The organism is Nesterenkonia sp. NBAIMH1 (assembly GCF_007922635.1).
In the GTDB taxonomy this organism is placed as follows: domain Bacteria; phylum Actinomycetota; class Actinomycetes; order Actinomycetales; family Micrococcaceae; genus Nesterenkonia; species Nesterenkonia pannonica.
This window is the reverse complement of sequence record NZ_CP042335.1, coordinates 506,336-525,484: the sequence shown is the minus strand read 5'-3', so window position 1 is coordinate 525,484 and position 19,149 is coordinate 506,336. Positions and strand designations below refer to the sequence as shown.

At 68.1% G+C, this 19,149-nt stretch carries 17 protein-coding genes; 10 read left to right on the top strand and 7 right to left on the bottom strand.

Features of this window, described 5'->3' with window-relative positions; translation table 11 throughout:
* Window positions 1-8 precede the first annotated feature (8 nt).
* Entirely contained in the window at window positions 9-920 is a 912-nt protein-coding gene (dapF, locus tag FS388_RS02455) for a diaminopimelate epimerase (protein ID WP_146339366.1), read from the top strand.
* Window positions 917-2,881 carry an AarF/ABC1/UbiB kinase family protein gene (locus FS388_RS02450; RefSeq protein ID WP_168198567.1) on the top strand — a complete coding sequence of 655 codons (1,965 nt, stop codon included), beginning with the start codon at window positions 917-919 and terminating at the stop codon, window positions 2,879-2,881. Before dapF ends, FS388_RS02450 begins: the two co-directional genes overlap by 4 nt.
* 68 nt (window positions 2,882-2,949) lie before the next feature.
* Here FS388_RS02450 and FS388_RS02445 read toward each other — a convergent pair whose 3' ends face one another.
* Complete coding sequence (locus tag FS388_RS02445) at window positions 2,950-4,185, bottom strand: hypothetical protein (RefSeq protein WP_146339362.1); 1,236 nt, start codon at window positions 4,183-4,185, stop codon at window positions 2,950-2,952.
* Window positions 4,182-4,787, bottom strand: a complete 606-nt coding sequence (locus FS388_RS02440) for a class I SAM-dependent methyltransferase (protein ID WP_146339360.1) — start codon at window positions 4,785-4,787, stop codon at window positions 4,182-4,184. Before FS388_RS02440 ends, FS388_RS02445 begins: the two co-directional genes overlap by 4 nt.
* 150 nt (window positions 4,788-4,937) lie before the next feature.
* On the opposite strand from FS388_RS02440, the gene hflX reads away from it, so the two are divergent.
* Window positions 4,938-6,536 (top strand): GTPase HflX, encoded by a 1,599-nt coding sequence (hflX, locus tag FS388_RS02435; protein ID WP_146339358.1) that lies wholly within the window; start codon window positions 4,938-4,940, stop codon window positions 6,534-6,536.
* Entirely contained in the window at window positions 6,533-8,590 is a 2,058-nt protein-coding gene (locus FS388_RS02430; RefSeq protein ID WP_146339356.1) for an ATP-dependent DNA helicase, read from the top strand. The genes hflX and FS388_RS02430 overlap by 4 nt, the downstream gene beginning before the upstream one ends.
* A gap of 3 nt (window positions 8,591-8,593) precedes the next feature.
* Here FS388_RS02430 and lexA read toward each other — a convergent pair whose 3' ends face one another.
* Window positions 8,594-9,337: a transcriptional repressor LexA gene (gene lexA / locus FS388_RS02425; protein WP_146339354.1), complete on the bottom strand. Its 744-nt coding sequence runs from the start codon at window positions 9,335-9,337 to the stop codon at window positions 8,594-8,596.
* A gap of 174 nt (window positions 9,338-9,511) precedes the next feature.
* On the opposite strand from lexA, the gene FS388_RS02420 reads away from it, so the two are divergent.
* The 6 genes from FS388_RS02420 to FS388_RS02395 all read left to right on the top strand — a co-directional run bounded on the left by FS388_RS02420 (window position 9,512) and on the right by FS388_RS02395 (window position 14,008).
* Window positions 9,512-9,856, top strand: a complete 345-nt coding sequence (locus tag FS388_RS02420) for a LysM peptidoglycan-binding domain-containing protein (RefSeq protein WP_146339352.1) — start codon at window positions 9,512-9,514, stop codon at window positions 9,854-9,856.
* A 44-nt stretch (window positions 9,857-9,900) separates the two neighbouring features.
* Window positions 9,901-11,034 carry a histidinol-phosphate transaminase gene (locus tag FS388_RS02415; protein WP_146339350.1) on the top strand — a complete coding sequence of 378 codons (1,134 nt, stop codon included), beginning with the start codon at window positions 9,901-9,903 and terminating at the stop codon, window positions 11,032-11,034.
* Window positions 11,035-11,046: 12 nt separating this feature from the next.
* The gene (gene hisB / locus FS388_RS02410; protein WP_146339348.1) at window positions 11,047-11,664 is read left to right on the top strand and encodes an imidazoleglycerol-phosphate dehydratase HisB; all 618 of its coding nucleotides are present in this window, start codon (window positions 11,047-11,049) and stop codon (window positions 11,662-11,664) included.
* Window positions 11,661-12,308, top strand: coding sequence for an imidazole glycerol phosphate synthase subunit HisH (hisH, locus tag FS388_RS02405; RefSeq protein WP_146339346.1), 648 nt, complete (start codon window positions 11,661-11,663; stop codon window positions 12,306-12,308). Before hisB ends, hisH begins: the two co-directional genes overlap by 4 nt.
* Window positions 12,309-12,371: 63 nt before the next feature.
* Complete coding sequence (gene priA / locus FS388_RS02400; protein ID WP_146339344.1) at window positions 12,372-13,106, top strand: bifunctional 1-(5-phosphoribosyl)-5-((5-phosphoribosylamino)methylideneamino)imidazole-4-carboxamide isomerase/phosphoribosylanthranilate isomerase PriA; 735 nt, start codon at window positions 12,372-12,374, stop codon at window positions 13,104-13,106.
* Between the two features lie 8 nt (window positions 13,107-13,114).
* On the top strand, window positions 13,115-14,008 hold the full coding sequence (locus FS388_RS02395) for an SseB family protein (protein WP_146339342.1): 894 nt from the start codon (window positions 13,115-13,117) through the stop codon (window positions 14,006-14,008).
* A gap of 9 nt (window positions 14,009-14,017) precedes the next feature.
* Here the strand turns inward: FS388_RS02395 and FS388_RS02390 are convergent, their stop codons facing one another.
* The 4 genes from FS388_RS02390 to FS388_RS02375 form a co-directional block, all read right to left on the bottom strand.
* Entirely contained in the window at window positions 14,018-14,506 is a 489-nt protein-coding gene (locus FS388_RS02390; RefSeq protein WP_146339340.1) for a MarR family winged helix-turn-helix transcriptional regulator, read from the bottom strand.
* A gap of 109 nt (window positions 14,507-14,615) precedes the next feature.
* Window positions 14,616-14,936, bottom strand: a complete 321-nt coding sequence (locus tag FS388_RS02385; protein WP_146339338.1) for a PepSY domain-containing protein — start codon at window positions 14,934-14,936, stop codon at window positions 14,616-14,618.
* Between the two features lie 400 nt (window positions 14,937-15,336).
* On the bottom strand, window positions 15,337-15,915 hold the full coding sequence (locus tag FS388_RS02380) for a hypothetical protein (protein ID WP_146339336.1): 579 nt from the start codon (window positions 15,913-15,915) through the stop codon (window positions 15,337-15,339).
* A gap of 7 nt (window positions 15,916-15,922) precedes the next feature.
* On the bottom strand, window positions 15,923-19,123 hold the full coding sequence (locus FS388_RS02375; protein WP_168198566.1) for an FtsK/SpoIIIE domain-containing protein: 3,201 nt from the start codon (window positions 19,121-19,123) through the stop codon (window positions 15,923-15,925).
* Window positions 19,124-19,149: the final 26 nt, after the last annotated feature.

Below are 19,149 nucleotides of genomic sequence, written 5' to 3'. Positions count from 1 at the left end.
GTAGAAGGATGCAGTTCACCAAGGCCCACGCCACGGGAAACGACTTTGTGCTCCTCGCCGACCCCGCAGGCCAGATGGACCTGGACCACGGCTTCGTCACCGCAGTATGCGACAGACACCTCGGAGTGGGCGCCGACGGACTGATCCGGGCGGTGCCGGCCCACCTCATGGCAAAAGGACGCAGACTCCTGGACGAGCACTCGATGACCAGCACCGTCGACGCACCGGTGTGGTTCATGGACTACGTCAACAGCGACGGCTCCATGGCGCAGATGTGCGGCAACGCAGTCCGCGCCCTCGTCCACTTCCTCGTCGCCGAAGGCCTCGTCACCCTCACGGAGGGCGACGAGCTGCCCATCATGACCCGATCCGGGCTCAGAGCCGTCCGACGCGTGGAGGAGGGATACGCGGTGGGAATGGGCGTCTGGTCCTTCATCGACCCCGAGATGGCCGCCGAGCAGGCCAGCGACTCGCTCGTCAAAGCCGCCAGCGAGGCAGAGCCCCGCCCCGCCCTCAGCATCTCCATGGGGAACCCGCACACCGTCGTGGCCCTGCCCGACGACGCTGCCCTCAATCGTCTGAGCCTCACCAGCGCACCCACCGTCGAGCCGACGCCGCCGCACGGGACCAACGTGGAGTTCGTCGTCCCGGGGTCCCCGCTCGTGCAGGACGGCATCGGCCACGTGCGGATGCGGGTCCACGAGCGGGGCGTCGGCGAGACCCTCTCCTGCGGCACGGGAGCCTGCGCCGCGGCCGCGGCGACGAGGGTCTGGGCCGCCGATGAGGGCGTCGACGCATGGAAGGTCGCCACAGCCGGCGGGGAGCTCACCGTGAGCTTCGCCGCGCGTCAGGACGGGGCCGAAGAGGTCACTCTTGCGGGTCCGGCGACGATTGTCTTCACGGGGGAGCTGGTGCCGTGACTGTCGTTGAGATCATCGCGCTGGCGGTGACCGGGCTGCTGCTCACCGCGGGGCTCATCCTCTCCACGCGGCGCGCCCTGGGAACCAAGACAGGGCTGACCCGAACCGCGATCTCCTGCTTGGCGGCGGTGATCAGCCTGTGGCCCCTGGGCCTGCTCTTCGCTCGGCCCCTCGGGCTGGTGGACGACGAGGGCGTATGGGACGCCGGCGGACCGGCACTGCTGGCATCGATGCTGCTGGCCCTGCTGTGGATCCAAGTCGCCTCACTCATCCTGCTGGTGGCGCTCGAGGCCCTGGTCCCCACAGCCTCCGTGCCCTCGCTGCCGCAGCTCGCCCGCCGCACCTACTCGCGGATCCGACGCACCCGCAGAATCGCCCAGCTGGCCAAGATCGCCTCCTCCTCAGGTCTGACCCGGGTGCTGCGCACAGGACCGGCCCACCAGGACTTCGCCGACTCCCTCGTCACGGCCATCAACCGTTCAGGGGTGACGTTCGTGAAGATGGGCCAGCTCCTCGCCACCCGTCAGGACCTGCTGTCGGACAACGTCACCCGCACCCTGGCCTCCCTCCAGGCCCACGCCTCACCCATCCCGTTGGAGCAGGTGCGCCGGGTCATACGCACTGAGCTCGGCGCGGACCCCGAGGAGCTGTTCGCCAGCTTCACCCCCGAGCCGATGGCCGCAGCCTCCGTCGCCCAGATCCACGCGGCGCGCACCCACGACGGCCGGGAGGTGGTCGTCAAAGTGCAGCGGCCGGCCGCCCGAGCACAGGTGCGGGACGACATCGCGGTGCTGCGCCACGCTGCGAAGATCGCGTCGCAGAGATTCGAATGGGCGCGGAACATGCACCTCACCAGCCTCGTCGATGAGCTGATGGAGACTATCCGGCGGGAGCTCGACTACCGCGAGGAGCTGACCAACACCCGCGCCCTGGAGCACGCACTGAGGGACGTCGACCGCATCGGCACCCCCGTGCCCGTCCCCGAACTGACCACCTCCAGAGTATTGGTGGTCTCCCGGCTGGCCGGCATCCCCATCAGTGAGGCGCATGGCCGCATTGAGCGGCTGGACACCGACGTGAGGGAGCAGCTGGCGGACGATCTCGTCTCGGCGCTCGTCGAAGGAGTGTTCATCCGGGGGATCTTCCACGCAGACCTGCACCCCGGCAACATCATGCTCCTGGACAGCGGCACGCTCGGGCTGCTGGACTTCGGCTCCATCGGGGTCCTGGACTCGGAGGCGCGGCAGGTCCTGGCCACGCTGCTCTACGGGATCGTCAACGACGACGCCGTCACCGCCGCCAACGCGTTCGTGCTCGGCTTCGACGTCCCCGACGACGTCGACCACACGCAGCTGCAGCGAGACATCGGTCGGGAGATCGCGCTCGTCCAGGGCAGCTACGAGGTCGACGCAGGCCTCTTCGGACGGCTGTTCGAACTCGCCCGCGACCATGGCATCGGCGTGCCTGCAGGGTTCACGGCCGCGTTCAGGAGCCTGGCCGCCGTCGAGTCCTCACTGGTGCTGCTGAACCCGAACATGTCGCTGCTCGAAGCAGCCCGCGGCCGCATGGGAAGCATCATGCGCCGCCTCAACTCTCCTGGGCGGCTTGCTGCCCAGTCGCTCGGCACCGCGGCCGTCTCCTCCGCGATCGCCCGCCGCATGCCGATGCGCGTCGAAGAGGTCACCTCAGCGCTCGCCGAGGGCCGTCTCACCGTCGACGCCCGGCCCTTCGCATGGAGCGGGGACCGCGCCTACGTTCGGGGCCTGGTCGACGACGGGATCGGGGCCATCATCGCCGTGGCGGCCCTGCTGGTGGCCGCGCTGCTGCTGACCACCGAGGGCGGCACAGACGTGCTCGGCCCGCTGAGCCTCTATGAGGTCCTCGGGGTCGGCTTCGCCTTCAGCGGATGCCTGCTGGCGCTGCGCTCCATTGTGCGCATCTTCCAGCGCTCCGTCGTGTAGCAGCGGCTAGCGCTCCGGCCCCGGAGCAACGAACAGTGCGGCAGCATCTGCGTGCAGCGTTCGCAGCGTCAGTGCGGTGAACAGGACCGTGCCTGCTGCCAGGGTGCGGCGTCCGCGCAGCAGCTCCTGCAGCTGCCCGGACCCGGGAGCCTCATGGACGTCCGGCCCCAGGTCATGCAGCGTGACCCACTCCCAGGGCCACACCTGCCGCGGGGAGTGCCGGTGTACGCGCCCGGCAGCTCGACGAAGCGTCGTGCCCCCCGGAATTCGCCCAGTGCGTCGATGAAGCCCTCGATGTCCTTGCCGGGGGGCAGGCACACCAGCACCTGGTCAATGCCGCCCATCTGGTCCTCGGCGAACCGCAGTGCTGCCTCCAGCCCTGGGCCGGACACCGCCGAGTCCACCACGCATCGGCCCTGCGGGGCCTCATGCACGGAGAGCCTCCCGGGATAGTTCACCGTCCGCAGCGCCTCGGCCGTCTCCGAAGGGGCGTGAGCGCCTCCGGCCATCCGCAGAGCCGCGGTGACGCCGGCGGCCGCATTGCTCCGCTGGAACCCCTCCGGCATATGCCGCACCAGCTCGAAGGCCTCAGGGGTGGGCTGCAGCAGCACCGTGCCCGTGGCCCGAGCCCGCGCGGGAACGGCCGGATGCTCGTCGGCGAGGCTGACGCAGAAGCGGGTGCGGGCTCCCATGACTGCGGCCTTATCTTTGGCCACATCACTCACGGTGGGCCCCAGAATGTCGAGGTGCTCGCCGAATATCTGGGTGAGCACCACAGCCTCCAGCGGCCAATGGCTCAGGTCATCGGATGCGCCGCCGATGCCGGCCTCGGCCACCGCAGCATCGACAGCCAGCTCGTCAAAGATCAGCAGCCCCATGAGCAGAAACAGACCGGTCGGCGCGAGATAGCCGGTGTCCGGGTCGGCCGCGGGCAGTCGACGGCGCGCCTCCTCGATGCGGATCAGCGCTGCCCGTCGCGTCTGCTCATCCACCATGCGCCCGTCGATGCGGATCCGATCGGCGTTGCTGAGCACCCCCGGGCTCATCACCGTCCCCACGCGTCGCCCCAGGCCGGTCAGCGCGGCTGAGGCGTAGGCGGCCGCGGTTCCTTTGCCCTTGGAGCCGACGACCCCCAGCACGGGGAACCGCAGCTCAGACGGTCGGTGTCCCAGGGCGGCCATGAGCTCGGCGGTCCGTTCCAGCGAGCGGGCGGAGGTGTGCCTCAGGCGCCTCCACTCGGAGAACACGACCGCCTCCTCCAGGTCGGCCGTGGGCAGCCGGCGGAGGTCTTCGAGCGTGCTCACCGACGAACCCTCAGCAGGCGGAAGCCCTTGTCAGTCTCGGGCCTGTCGACGGAATGCTCGGCCGGCAGTGAGGCGGCCAGCCATTTCTGCAGCGAGTCGGCGCCCAGGTTCTTCTGGACCACAAGCCACGCCTCTGCGTCGGCATCGAGGCGCGGCAGCCAGCTCAGCAGGATGTCGTGCAGCGCAGCCTTGCCCACCCGGATCGGCGGGTTGGACCATATGGTGCTGAACCGCAGGTCCGTCGGCACCTCCTCCGGAGCCGCTGCGATGACGTTGCTCAGGCCCAACGAGGCCGCGTTCTCGGCGCAGAGGGTCCGAGAGCGGGCGTTGATGTCCACCGCCCACACTCGGGCGTCGGGGGAGCGCTGAGCCATGGTCAGGGCGATGGGCCCCCATCCGCAGCCGATGTCCAGAAGCTCGCCCTCCGGGGACGGGTCCGGCACGTGCTTGAGGAGCACGGCAGTGCCCTTGTCGAGGCCGTCGGGGGAGAAGATGCCCCCGGAGGTGGACACCGCCACCTCTGCGCCGTTGAGCGCAGCGCTGATTCTCCTGCGCTCGAAGGGCCCTTCAGGATCTGACGAGAAATAGTGCGCGGTGCTCACGAGTTGCTAGGGTAGTACGTATGAAGATCTGGGCCCGTACGTGCTTCGTCCGCCTCCGCGGCTGAACTGCACCTCGCAAGAACCTGCTCCCGCCCTGCTTCCGCCGGCTGCGGTTGAGCCTCACGCCCAGAACACTTCCCAAGGACATTCATGACTGAACAGAACAATCACCCCTCAGACGCGTCCATCGACGAGACGATCGCCCGCATCCTCGCCGCCGACGACACCGCCCGCAGCACCGAGGCCAGCACCTTCACCCAGGCTGAGGATGATGCGGAGACCGCTGACGCGAACCGTGCCTCCGCACGCCGCTCCGTCCTTCAGGGCCGGGCCCGGGAGCTCGCGGACCTCGGCGAGCACACCGAGCACGACGGCGACCAGTTCGACCTGGTCGAGCGCCGCAGCCTCAGACGCGTGGAGGGCCTCTCCACGGAGCTCGAAGACGTCACCGAGGTCGAGTACCGGCAGCTGCGCCTTGAGCGCGTGGTGCTCGCCGGCCTCTACACCGGCAGCAGCACCGCCGAGGCGGAATATTCGCTCCGGGAGCTCGCAGCGCTGGCTGAGACGGCCGGCTCGACGGTGCTCGACGGCTTCCTGCAGCGGCGCGCCACCCCAGACCCCGGAACGTTCTTCGGGTCGGGCAAGGCCGAGGAGATGCGGATCGCTGTCGCGGAGCTCGGCGCGGACACCGTCGTGGTGGACTCCGAGCTGGCCCCGTCTCAGCGCCGCGGGCTTGAGGACATCGTCAAGGTCAAGGTGATCGACCGCACCGGCCTCATCCTGGACATCTTCGCCCAGCACGCCAAGTCCCGGGAGGGCAAGGCTCAGGTGGAGCTGGCCCAGTTGGAGTACCTGCTGCCGCGCCTGCGCGGCTGGGGCGACTCCATGTCCCGTCAGGCCGGCGGTCAGGCGGCCGGCGGTGCCGGCATGGGCTCCCGCGGCCCCGGTGAGACCAAGATCGAGCTGGACAGGCGTCGCATCAATCAGCGCATGGCGAAGCTGCGCCGCGAGATCGCGGGCATGAAGCCCGCGCGTGAGGCCAAGCGGGCCAATCGTCGGCGCAACGCGGTCCCGTCCGTGGCCATCGCCGGCTACACCAACGCGGGCAAGTCCAGTCTGCTCAACCGCCTCACCGACGCGGGAGTCCTGGTGGAGAACGCTCTGTTCGCCACACTGGACCCCACCACCCGCAAGGCGGTCACCCCGGACGGCATCGGATACACGCTCTCGGACACCGTGGGCTTCGTCCGTCAGCTGCCCACTCAGCTGGTCGAGGCCTTCCGGTCCACGCTCGAAGAGGTCGCCGAGGCAGACCTCATCCTCCACGTGGTGGACGCTTCGCACCCTGAGCCTGAGGGGCAGATCGCCGCGGTGCGGCAGGTGCTCGCCGACGTGGACGCGCACGAGGTCGACGAGATCATTGTGCTGAACAAGGCTGATGCCGCCGAGGACCACGTCATCGACCGGATCAGGCGCCGCGAGCCCCATGTTGCGGTGGTCTCCGCCCACACAGGCCTGGGTATCGAGGAGCTGAAGCAGCGGATTGCCGACTCCATCCCTCGGCCCAACATCGATATGGATCTGCTCGTGCCGTACTCCGCCGGCGACGTCGTGTCCCGGCTTCACGCGGCGGACGCGGAGATCCTGCACACCGAGTACGAGGAGGAGGGCACGCGCCTGAAGGTCAGGGTGCGCGGCCCGCTGGCGGCAGAGCTGCAGCAGTACCGGGTGCAGGACCGCCCCGCATGACCTCGGCGACCGCTGACGCGCCTGCTGCCGGGAAGAAGGCTCAGCAGCTTCTCGGAACCGCTGTGGAGGCCTTCGGCGGCACCCGCCGTGAGGGTCAGGAGGAGATGGCGCGCCGGGTCGCTGGTGCCCTGGACCGAGGCCGGCACCTGCTGGTCCAGGCCGGCACGGGCACGGGCAAGTCATTGGCCTACCTGGTGCCCGCCGTCGCCCACGCGACCGCCGCGGAGAAGCCGGTGCTGGTCTCCACGGCCACGCTGGCTCTGCAGGCCCAGATCATGGGCCGCGACCTCCCGCGACTCCTGGAGAGCCTCGAGCCGGAGCTTGAGAGGCCGGTCAACGTGGCTCTGGTCAAGGGCCGCGCGAACTACCTGTGCAAGCAGAAGCTCGCCGGCGGCTTCCCGGAGGATGATGACGACGCGGAGGCCCTCTTCTCCGTGGCGGCGGAGCCCTCCGGGGGAGTCACCGCCTACGAGCCGACCTCGAAGCTCGGCAAGCAGGTCGTGATGCTGCGTGAATGGGCTGAACGGACCGAGACCGGCGACCGGGACGACCTGCCCGAGGGCGTCACCGATCAGGCCTGGCGTCAGGTCTCGGTCAACGCGGTGGACTGTCTGGGCAGAAAGTGCCCCATGGTCGAGGAGTGCTTCGCCGAGGAGGCGCGGGCCCAGGCGGTCGACGCCGACATCGTCGTCACGAACCATGCGATGCTCGCCATCGATGCCTTCGAGGGCCTTGAGGTGCTCCCGGACCACGACGCGGTGATCATCGATGAGGGCCACGAGCTGGCAGAACGGGTGACGTCGGCGGTCACGGTCCACCTGTCGGCTGGCATGCTCCAGGCTGCGGCATCCTCCGCCCGTCGGCATACGGCAATCCGCGTCGAGCCCCTGCAGGAGGCCGCCAACGCTCTGGAGGCCGCCTTCGCCGGCATCGAAGACGGGCTGCTCCATAAGACGAATGGGAAGCCGACGGGACTGAACGAACGGCAGCTCTCGGCGGTGCAGGCCGCACGCGACGCTGCCCGAACCGCACTGTCAGACTCCAAGCCCTCGGGCGACGGCACCGGAGGCGAGGCGGATGCGGGCCGAACCACCGCACGTGCTCGCCTGCAGGCCGTCTACGATGTGGCCAACCGCATCGTCGAGGCCGACGAGACCCCTGACGTCGTATGGCTCAGCCGGCCTGGAACCTTCACTCCGGGTCAGGGGTACACGCAGGCCGATCCCTCGGAGCCGCCGCTGATCTATGTGGCGCCCACTTCCGTGGCGGGACGGCTGCGCGAAGGGCTGTTCGGCTCGCGCACGGTGGTGCTGACCTCGGCCACGCTGACGGTGGGGGACAGCTTCGACGCGGTCGCCGGCCAGCTGGGGCTCTCAGGCCCTCGCGCGCCCCGATGGGACGGCGTCGATGTGGGGAGCCCCTTCGACTATCCGTCCCAAGGAATGCTCTATGTGGCCAAGCACCTGCCGCCCCCGTCTCTGAAGACTCAGGACGCCCAGCGGGAGGAGCTAGGGAAGCTCATCGAAGCCTCGAAAGGCGCGACGCTTGCTCTGTTCTCCTCGCGCCGGGCCGCGGAGGAGGCGGCCGAGCAGCTGCGGGAGACGCTGGACGTGCCGATTCTCTGTCAGGGCGACGCGACCATGTCTGCGCTGGTCCGGGAGTTCGCTGAGGATGAGGAGACGTGCCTGTTCGGCACGATGTCCCTGTGGCAGGGCGTCGATGTTCCGGGACGGTCATGCCGGCTTGTGGCGATCGACCGGATCCCGTTCCCTCGGCCGGACGATCCGCTGATGAATGCGCGCACCCAGGAGGTGGGACGCGCAGGTGGCAACGGCTTCATGGCGGTCTCCGCCGCGCACGCAGCAGTCCGGATGGCACAGGGTGCGGGACGTCTCATCCGGACCTCCGAGGATCGCGGCGTGCTCGCCGTACTCGACTCCCGGCTGGCGACCAAGCAGTACGGGTCCTACCTGAAGAAGTCGATGCCGGACTTCTGGGCCACGACGGACAGCGACGTGGCCAGAGGCGCCCTCCGGCGCCTCGCCGAGGCGTAGCCCTCAGAGGCTGCGGAGCACGGTCACCACTTTGCCCATGATGGTGGCCTCATCGCCCAGGATCGGCTCGTAGTGCCGGTTCTGCGGGAGCAGCCACTGGTGGCCGTCGCGCCGCTTGAGCGTCTTGACCGTTGCTTCCTCGTCCAGCAGCGCTGCCACGATGTCGCCGTTCTCCGCCGCGGCCTGCTGCCTGACGACCACCCAGTCGTCCTCGAAGATGCCTGCCTCGATCATGGAGTCTCCGCGAACCTGAAGCATGAACAGCTCGCCCTCTCCGGTGAGCTGACGCGGCAGAGCCATGACGTCTTCGACGTTCTGCTCGGCGACGATGGGGCCTCCGGCGGCGATCTGGCCCACGAGCGGCACCTCGGAGATGCGTGAGTCCGCCTGCTGGCGGTACGCGTTGAGGTCCACCACGCCGGCAGGCTCGTCCCGCACCTCAGGAGTCCCCGCCCCTGAGGAGGAGCTCTCGGCATGGGGCGTCTCTGCGCCCATGGGCTCGGCAAGGACCCGGCCGGAGGAGTCGCGGAGGACCTCCATGGCACGCGGTCGCCCCGGATCGCGCCGAATGTACCCGAGCTGCTGAAGCCGGCCCAGCTGATGCGTCACTGAGGAGAGCGAAGCCAGGCCGCAGGCGTCGCCGATCTCACGCATGGAGGGGGGATAGCTGCGTTCGGCCAGCGCCTGCTGAATGATCTCGACGATTCGTCGCTGACGCTCCGTCAGCGCAGCTGCGTCGTTCTCCATGTCATACCCCCGCCGTTGAATGGTGCTCGTCTTCGAATGTTGGTTCGAAGCCTACGACAGTTCGGACACAGTTTCCATCATTGTGTTCGAGTAAAGGTGGAGGCGTTCGAAGATATGTGCTAAGAATAGAACAGATGTTCGAATAGCTGTTCGAGCTCACACAAGGAGGACGTCATGACCACCAGCACCGCACCGCAGAGCTCAGGAATCCACCTGACCCGCCGTGGCAGGCTCGTCCTGCTCGGCCTGCCGTCCCTGCTTGCCTCAGTGGCCGTGGCGGCTATCCTGATCTTCGGCATCACCGGCCTGATGAATCAGGCGCAGGCATCATCGGAGCACGTCTCGGGAGTCGAGGCGGTTGAGGTGACGGTCGCCCCGGGGGACACTCTGTGGGACCTGGCCCACGAGGCCGAGAGCGAGGCGCCGGTGCAGGAGACGATCGCTCGAATCGCTGAGATCAATGGTCTGAGCTCCTCGCAGGTCGAGGCGGGCCAGAGCCTGTATCTGCCGACCGAGTGACGCGCGTTGAGTTCGGTGAGTCCGAGCGATCGTAGGATGGAACGGTGACTAACGCTCAGACTTCGAACGAACGCGCTGACCGCCTGGCCGCTCTGCCGATCCGCGAGGAGCTCCACGGGCAGGAGCCGTATGGTGCGCCCCAGCTGACGGTGCGTGCGATGCTCAACGTCAACGAGACCACCCACGAAGTGCCGGCGGATGTGGTGGAAGCGATTACGAAGCAGGTCCATGCAGCCGCTTCGCAGATGAACCGGTACCCGGATCGCGAGTTCACTGAGCTCAGGCGGAAGCTCGCCGACTTCCTCAGCCGCGACCTTCCGGGCGGGGACCTATCGGCGGAGAACATCTGGGCCGCCAACGGGTCCAATGAGGTGATGCAGCACCTCCTCCAGGCCTTCGCCGGGCCGGGGCGGTCGGTGATGGCATTCCCTCCCACGTACTCGATGTACCCCCTCTACGCGAGAGGGACCTACAGCGACTACATCGCAGGAACGCGGAACGCGGACTACACGCAGTCCGCGGACGATGTGGCCGACCAGATTCGCCGCAGCCGCCCGCACGTCGTCATCCTCACTTCGCCGAACAATCCCACCGGCACCGCGCTGGAGCTGGACGTAGTGCGCGCCGCCTACGAGGCGGCCGCGGAGTCCAACACGCTGCTGATCGTCGATGAGGCCTACGGAGAGTTCCGGCAGCCGGGCGTCCCCTCTGCGGTGGAGCTGCTGGAGGGCCGGCCGCTGCTGGTCGTGACCCGCACCATGTCCAAAGCATTCGCCATGGCTGGGGGCCGGTTGGGATACCTGGCCGCAGCCCCAGAGGTGACCGACGCGCTGAGGCTGGTGCGTCTGCCGTACCACCTGTCGGTCTACACCCAGGCTGCAGCGTCCGCCGCACTCGACCACGCCGAGAGCCTCATGGCCAACGTGGAGAAGATCAAAGTCCAGCGGGACCGCATCATGGAGGAGCTGCGTGCGATGGGGCTGGACCCCAGTCCCTCGGACGCGAACTTCGTGCTCTTCGGGGGCCTCACCGATGAGAAGGCAGCGTGGAAGCACCTGCTGGCCGACGAGGTGCTGATCCGTGATGTGGGAATCCCCGGCCACCTGCGTGTCACCGCCGGAACTGAGGAGGAGACGACCCTGTTCCTCGACTCACTGCGCACCTTCGTCGGCCGGTAGACTGGGAAGCCTATGGGAGCTGAACTGATTGAGGGCCGTGTTGCCCGTATGGAGCGCACCACCAGCGAATCGCAGGTGCAGGTGCGGATGGATCTGGACGGAACCGGAACCTCCAACATCTCGACGAGTGTGCCCTTCTATGACCACATGCTCACCGCGCTGAGCCGTCACTCACTGATCGACCTGGACATCCAGGCGCAGGGGGACACGCACATCGACGTGCACCACACCGTGGAGGACACCGCCATCGTTCTCGGCGAGGTCCTCCGGACTGCGCTCGGGGACAAGCGTGGGATCCGCAGGTTCGGCAATGCCATGGTCCCCCTGGACGAGGCCCTTGCGCAGGCGGTGGTCGACGTATCGGGGAGGCCCTACCTGGTGCACTCCGGCGAACCGGAGGGCCAGCAGTACCACCTCATCGGCGGTCACTTCACCGGGTCGATGACGCGCCACGTCTTCGAGGCCATCACCTACCACTCAGGAATCTGCCTGCACATGCAGCTGCTCGGCGGTCGGGACCCGCACCACATCGTGGAGGCGCAGTTCAAAGCTTTCGCGCGCGCTCTGCGGGAGGCCGTGGAGTCGGACCCGCGCACAGACGAGGTCCCCTCCACCAAGGGAGCCCTGTGAGCGACAGGCCCACCGTCGCCGTCCTCGACTACGGCTCCGGCAACGTCCACTCGGCCGTCCGCGCGCTCGAGAGCGCCGGCGCAGACGTGGAGCTGACCCAGGACCGCCAGAAGCTGCTCAGTGCCGACGGCCTCGTCGTACCGGGCGTGGGCGCATTCGCTGCGGTCATGGACGCTCTCAACGCCACCGAGGCCCCCCGCTGGATCGGGCAGCGCATCGCAGGAGGCCGGCCCGTGCTGGGCATCTGCGTGGGCCACCAGGTCCTCTTCGAGCGCGGCGTCGAGCACGGCATCGCGGCAGAGGGGCTGGGGGAGTGGCCCGGCGAGGTGACCGCCCTGCCCGAGGACGTGGTGGTCCCGCACATGGGATGGAACACCGTCACCCCTCCTGAGGGCAGCGTCCTCTTCGAAGGCATCGAGGACGAACGGTTCTATTTCGTGCATTCCTACGCGGTCCAGAAGTGGGACTTCGACCAGTCCATCCCGCAGATGCGCGCGCCCGCAGTCACGTGGGCGCACCACGGTGCCGACTTCGTCGCCGCCGTGGAGAACGGTCCGCTCTCCGCCACCCAGTTCCACCCCGAGAAGTCCGGGGAAGCCGGGCAGAAGCTGCTCCGCAACTGGGTCCGCTCCCTGAAAAACTGAACCAGCGGCCGCCCACACGGCCGTCGGCGCACAGACCTGTCCAGACGATGAAAGTGAGTTCCGATGCCTGCACCCCTCGAGCTTCTGCCTGCTGTTGATGTGGAGGGCGGCCACGCTGTTCGCCTCGTGCAGGGCGAGGCCGGTTCCGCCACCAGCTACGGGGACCCGCTGGAGGCGGCGATGAAGTGGCAGCAGGAGGGGGCCGAGTGGATCCACCTCGTGGACCTCGACGCTGCCTTCGGGCGAGGGCACAACCGCGATGTGCTCAAGCGCGTCGTCGAGCAGATGGATGTCCGGATCGAGCTGTCCGGCGGCATACGTGACGATGAGTCGCTGGAGCGCGCACTGGAGTTCGGCGCAGCACGGGTGAACCTCGGCACCGCGGCGCTGGAGGACCCCGAATGGACCGCGCGCGTCATTGAGAGGCACGGCGACGCGATCGCCGTGGGACTGGATGTACGCGGCGAGACGCTCGCCGCCCGCGGATGGACTCAGGAGGGCGGCAACCTGTGGGAGGTGCTCCAGCGCCTGGAGGACGCAGGCTGCCCGCGCTACGTGGTCACCGACGTGACCAAGGACGGCACGCTGCGCGGCCCGAACACCGACCTGCTCGCCGAGGTCTGCCGCCGCACGGAGAAGCCCGTCGTGGCCTCCGGGGGGATCTCCTCCCTTGAGGACATCGCCGCCCTGGCCAAGCTCGTCTCCACCGGTGTGGAGGGCGCGATCATGGGCAAGGCCCTGTACGCGGGCCGCTTTACGCTGCCGGAGGCGCTCGAGACCGCCCGCAGCAGCGCCTGATCGTTCGTATGGCTGAGCGTGCAGAGTCGAAGGAGCTGCCGGCGCACATTGCCAATCTTCTGGACAGCCGGCGTCGCAGCGCGGATGGGCGCCCCGCCGATTCTGCCGGCGTCCCGTGGGAGGGGCGGGACCTCTCCGGCGAGGACAACCCGCTGCACATGTTCGACGGAGACGACGGTCTCACCGCGCCCACCGTCGCGGAGGCGCGCGAGGCGCTGATCGCCGGTGCCGCTGATGAGGCCGGCTTCGTCCGTGCCCTGGCAGGCCAGCGGCTCTTCGCCCCGGTCATCGCGACCGGTCACGGTGACGCGGAGCATGGCGACAAGGAGGCGGACATCTCCCTGGTGACGCTCACGGCCTCCGACGGGCGCGCGGCCATGCCGGTGTTCACGTCGGTTCAGGCGCTCACGGCGTGGCACCCTGAGGCGCGGCCGGTCGCTGCGGAGACCGAGCGTGTGTTCCTGGCGGCACTGGCCGAGGGCGCGGAGCTGGTGGTTCTGGATCCCGGGCCCGCAGATCCGGCTGTGGGCGAGGCGCCTGCCCTGACCTTCGTGGTCCGTCGCCCTGCGGTGGAAGCGGTGGCGAGCGGGGAGGTGTGGCGTCCTGCCTATGAGGATCCGGAGCTCGCGGCTGAGCTGCAGGAGCTGGCCGACGGAGCGCCTGGGGTGGTTCAGCTTCTGATCCAGCCGGGTCCGGGCGTCGTCTCGTTCGCTGCTGATGGGACGCGGGTGCTCGGTGGAGGGCTGGGGCCGGAGCTGCGCATCGGTGTGGTGGTGGAGGCCGGAACCGACGATGTCGGCAGGCGGCTCGCCCTTGCGGCGGTGTCAGCGGGGCTCGAGGAGGCGGCTGTGCTGCGGCGCCGTGCGGATTCGGTGGAAGTCGTGGCGGCCGAGACTGAGTGAGTCCTGTCCTCAGGCGATGTCGAGGTGCGCTTTGAGCTTCTCGGCGATCAGGTGGAGCTGATCGGCCTCGGGGTCGTCCAGTGCGGGGTGGAAGAGCTCCCGGATGTGCTGGGCGTGGAATTTGGAGGCGGCGTCGAATGCCTCGTGACCTGCCGGGGTGAGTCGGGCTGTCATGCCCCGCTTGTCCTCGGAGCTGTTGGACCGCTCGACGAGTCCCTTCTCGCACAGGACCTTCACCTGGTAGGAGAGCCGTGAGGGGGAGAAGATCATCTGTTCGGCCAGCTCGCCCATGCGCAGCGACTGGTTGGGCGCTTCGGTGAGTGTGAGCAGCAGGTTGTAGTCAGTGAGTCTGAGGCCCGTGGCCGCGTGCAGGCGCTTCTCGATGTGCTGGGTCATGAGGGCCGAGGCTTCGAAGAATGACCGCCATGCTTTGGCTTTGGGCGAGTAGCCGGTGAGGCTGCGGCCGCGCTCCTGCTCGGGACGGCTCTCGGCGCTCACGGGCTCTCCTCATTCGTGCGAATCCTACGGACCGTCCAGTATATCGGCATGGTCGAGTGTGGGCCTGCCGGGGGAGGAGGGGCAGGCCCGCACGCAGGCGGCTGACGGGTCAGCTGTCAGTTTCGACGACGTCTCCGCTGGTGACATCGACGTAGACCTCGGTGCCGTCGACCAGTTCGATCTCCCAGACAATGGTGTCGTTGTGGTCGTCCAGTTCGGCGTCCTCAGGTTCGGCTCCGCCTTCGTCCTCTGCGGTGCGAAGTGCGTCGACGAAGTCGATCTCGACGGCCTCAGCCTTCTGCAGGTCGTCGGAATCGAGGTCGTCCTGCTCTTCGTTGGTCACCTCGTAGGTCTCTGGGTCCATCTCGAGCTCGAGCTCAGTGTTCGCCTGGGGGTCCAGGAGGTCCACTTCGATTTCGTCCTGCTCCACCTCGAACTGGCTGACGACGGCGGCGGGGTACTCCTCGGCGATGGCTTCCGCCGCCTGGTAGGCGGGGCGTCACCGTCGCTCTGCTCCTCGCCGTTTCCGTTGGCCTCATTGGCGGCACCGTCTGTGTCCGCGTCGGCGTCCTCAGCGTCGTCCATCGTTCCGTCGTCGTCGGTGGTCTCTGTCTCTTCGAACTCCGCTTCGCCGTTGCTGTCTGCGTCCTGCTCTTCGCCCGGGCCGGGGTTCTCCTCATCGGGGGCGCAGGCGGCCAGAACCAGGGTGGTGGCTGCGGCGGCAGACAGAATGCCGAAGGTTGTGTTCCTGATGTCCATGGGCACAATTCCTACGCGGCGTTTCTGCAGAGGCACCTGTGAATCCCTGAACAATTGCTTGGACCACATGCTCACTGCGTCTGCGAGTTCTTGAGGTGGGCCAGTTGTATGACGCGTGGTCCCTGGGGGCGGAGATGGACGGCGCGCCCAGGTATGGGTCTGGCCAGCAGCGGGACGCTCATGGCGAACGCGTCGGCTTCGGAGCGGTGGACGGGGCTGAGGAGAAGGTTGGCGCCCTGCGCTCTGGCCGTGTGCGCCCACGGCAGCCTGCTGAACACCGCCGGGCTGGGAAGAGCTGAGGCGATGATGCGGGTGCCCGCTGCGGCGGCCTGCTGCAGCAGCGCATGCTGCTCCGGTGTGCACCGGTCAGCATCGTCGACCACCAGGGTGCCTATGTCCACCTCCTCCGGGAGCTCCCATAGAGCTCCGCCCTGGAGATGTGTCGCGCCAGGGGCCAGAGCTGCGAGCAGGCGAAGGGCGGAGGACTTTCCAGTCCCAGCCGATCCGATGACGAGGTTCACCGCACCCAACTCGATATGGGCAGGAAGCAGGGTGAACTGCTCGATACCGATGGTGAGTGGGTCCTCAGCCGCCTCAGGGTTCCCCACCTCGTCGAGGCCGATCCTGTCGGGCAGCGGTCTGATCCTCACCCGGGGCTCACGACGCGGTGGTGACGCGTCGGGAATGTCGGAGACGTTGTTGACGAGCTGAATCTCCACGCCTGGTGACGGAGTGATCGGGTCGATGACGACCCCTTCCCGGCCGCGGGTCGACGCTGCGCAGTTTGGGCCAGAGGTAGCGCGTATCCTCACTGGCTCCGAACGGCAGATAGACCATCGTGGAAAGGCGTGCCCCCAGCTTCCCCATGACGAGTTCGCGTCCGCCCGACACCAGCACTGACAGTCCCGCAGCAGGACCCTCGCCGGCCAGGGTGAGAAGCTCGTGCTCCGCTCCGGTTGACTGGAGGAGAGGGTGCAGCTGGCGGTATCCGCTGATGATCAGTACCAGTGGGGGCCCGTTGGGATCGCTTTCCAGCCGCAGTGTGCTCATCAGTCCACGCAGCTCATGGATCAGGCGTTCCGTCTCCGGCATGGTCTCCGGTGTCGTGTAGGAGGCGACGGATGGGTTGCCCGCCAGATCAGCCAGAGAGCCGTCGCCGTCCACCAGGTGCAGCTCCGGTCCGGCGGGGTGATGGGCCAGCTGACGAGCGGCCGCAGCCAGGGCTCGACCCCCGCCCGCGTCGGGCTCACCGGTGATGCCGAATGTCTGCGCCTCGTGCGGGTCAAGCACCAAAGGCTGCTGCCGCTGCTGCAGAGGAAGGTCGACCAGGCCGAGCTGCGCGGCGGACCCGCCGTCTTCTGCCGCGAGAACGCACTGCAACGGGGGCAGCAGAGGGCTGTGCTGACGTCTCCGGCCCTGAGCGGCGAGCTGCGATGTCAGGTGCGACACGATGCTGCGGACGGGGGTTCCTCGGCTCTGCGCCGGCGAAGGCTGGGAGGCCGGTGCGGCCCGCATTCTCTCGTCGGGCGGGCTCACCTGGGCCGTCTGGAAGAGCTCAGCAGTCGCACCGCCGCGCCGCAGGACGGCCCTTCCCGGCAGGGAGGACGGAATGGCTGCCGCGTCCGGAGTGCCGATGAGTTCGCGCGACTCGTCATCGGTCCGAACCCTGAGGGCCATGGTCGTGCCGATGTTCGCCCGAATATCGGCTGTCACGACCCCCTGCGGACGCTGAGTGGAGAGAATCAGGTGAAGCCCCAGTGACCTGCCGAGTGTTGCGATCCGCATCAGCTCGTCCATCGTCTCCGGAAGTTCGTGCGCGAAGATCCGGAACTCATCGATCACCACCACGATCCGGGCCAGGGGCGGCTCTGGGCACAGACTCCGATACTCGCCGTAGTCTCCTGCGTCGGCATCCAGGAACAGCTTCTCCCGACGAATCAGCTCGCTCCGGATCGACTCTAGGGTCCGTTCTGCCTGAGCCTGCGACAGGTCGGTGACCAGCCCCAGTGAGTGCTCCAGCTGGTTGAGCTGGTGAAAGGTGGCGCCGCCTTTGAAGTCAAAGAGGATGCAGTTCAGCTCCTCGGGTCCATAGCGGCACGCGAGACTGAGCATGAGCGTCTTGACCAGCTCAGACTTTCCTGACCCGGTCGTGCCCCCGATGAGCAGGTGCGGTCCGTCTCCTACGAGGTCCAGCGTCGACGGTCCGCTGCGACCCTGGCCCAGCTCGGCCACCAGGTGCTCCTGCGCGCTCTCGGCGAACAGGTCAGGTGGGAGCTTGGTCCTGCACGTCTCGGGCAGCTCGCCCGCGCCTGCGCCTCCTGCCCACGAGTGGGGGAGGGCTCGGCGCAGCAGCGTCTGCAGGGTCTCGGGCGCCATGCCGTCGAACTCGAGGTTCCATACCTCTTTCGTGGTCTGCTCATTCTCCTGGCGGAGGATGGTGCGGGTGTTCAGATCTGCCTGTAGCCCCGGGGGTGCTGTGCCTGACGGCCTGCGCATGATGACGTGCCAGTCCGCTCTCAGAGCCGACTCCAGGTGTTCGGGGTCCATACCGTCAGCGAAGAGGATGCCCGGCGGTCCATTGCGGTCCAGGTTGAAGCCCTCGTGGCTGCGGAGCAGCGTCACGCCCCTGGCCCGGCCGGTCTCCTCCGGCAGAGCGGAGAACGCGTCCTGCGCAACAGCAATGGGGACGCGGTGAAAGCTGAGCAGCAGCTGAAGCAGAAGCCAGCGCATGCACCGCTCCGTGTCGCGCCGCTCGCCGACCAATGTCGTCACCTCGCCCGGAGTCAGGGGCACCGCCGCTATGCCCTGCGTCTCAAGCAGGACCTGAGGGGCCTCTGTGCTGGGCGAATCGAAATCGACGAGGGCGTGCATCCTGCCCATGCCTATTCGGACTGCTGGACACACATCTGACGTGAGAGCTGCTCGTCCGGTCGGCACGTCGTGCACCCCGCCTGCTTGAACCGTGTGGAGCTCCGGCTCCTCGGCAAGGAGCTCAGCAAGCCTGCCGGGCGAAGGGACACGCTCAGTGCGGCGCCCCCAATCCTCCGCCGAGTTCCGCACTGCAGCGCGGAACCTGCGTCCGCGGCGCCCGGCATGCAGCACGACGACCCCGGCCACGAGCGCACTTGCCGCAGAGAACAGCAGGAAGAACCACATCCCGGTCACCGCCACCATCACGATCCCGATCACCAGGGGGATGCACGCCATGGCAAGAAGCATTCTGTGCTTCCCCTCCGGCGGTCTCTCCTCCGTGCGCCCCGGGGCGGGAGGCCACGTGGTGCGTCCCGACGGTTCGGGCGCGGTACGCACCAGCCGCAGCGAGCTCGCCCCCAGACTCAGCGTGTCGTGCGTGCTGAGGGTGCTCTCGCCCTCATCCGTGAGGTAGCGCACGGAAGTCCTCCCGACGTCCAGGATCCCCTCGTGCCTCGAGACCGCAAGGTCAGCAACCCGCACACTGCTCTGCCCTCTTCCGACGGTGTATCGGCCTCGCCTGAGGGGCAGGATCCGGCCCGCATCCGGACCGGTGTCTACGCAGAGCGCCAACTCCCCGCGCGCCCCGCGGAGAACCGCGGGGACATCGCCCGCAACCACCACCATGCCCGGATGAATGTGGATGCTTCCCGCTTCGAGATCCTCGAGCCTGCGCCCAGCACACGAGAGTGCGCACGCATGGAGCTCCGGCAGGCTGCGCAGAGCTCCGGCGAGCTCCGTGCCCGAAGTGTCGGTCCCGCTTCCCGCTGCATCTACCTGCAGCAGCACCTCTTCAGGCGAAGTGCCCGGGGCGCGGCTGTGCAGAGAGCCCCATTCCTCAGGGCTGAGCGCATCCGGCGTTCGCACCAGGATCAGAGTGAGGCTCATGGGCAGGAAGACTAGGGGTGGCGTGA

Bases quoted from the DNA above. Each gene is read 5' to 3' on its own strand.
- FS388_RS02375 (WP_168198566.1), bottom strand. From the start codon at position 19,123: ATGAGCCTCACTCTGATCCTGGTGCGAACGCCGGATGCGCTCAGCCCT.
- FS388_RS02395 (WP_146339342.1), top strand. From the start codon at position 13,115: ATGGCTGAGCGTGCAGAGTCGAAGGAGCTGCCGGCGCACATTGCCAAT.
- FS388_RS02430 (WP_146339356.1), top strand. From the start codon at position 6,533: ATGACCTCGGCGACCGCTGACGCGCCTGCTGCCGGGAAGAAGGCTCAG.
- hisB (WP_146339348.1), top strand. From the start codon at position 11,047: ATGGGAGCTGAACTGATTGAGGGCCGTGTTGCCCGTATGGAGCGCACC.
- lexA (WP_146339354.1), bottom strand. From the start codon at position 9,337: ATGGAGAACGACGCAGCTGCGCTGACGGAGCGTCAGCGACGAATCGTC.
- priA (WP_146339344.1), top strand. From the start codon at position 12,372: ATGCCTGCACCCCTCGAGCTTCTGCCTGCTGTTGATGTGGAGGGCGGC.
- dapF (WP_146339366.1), top strand. From the start codon at position 9: ATGCAGTTCACCAAGGCCCACGCCACGGGAAACGACTTTGTGCTCCTC.
- hflX (WP_146339358.1), top strand. From the start codon at position 4,938: ATGACTGAACAGAACAATCACCCCTCAGACGCGTCCATCGACGAGACG.
- FS388_RS02420 (WP_146339352.1), top strand. From the start codon at position 9,512: ATGACCACCAGCACCGCACCGCAGAGCTCAGGAATCCACCTGACCCGC.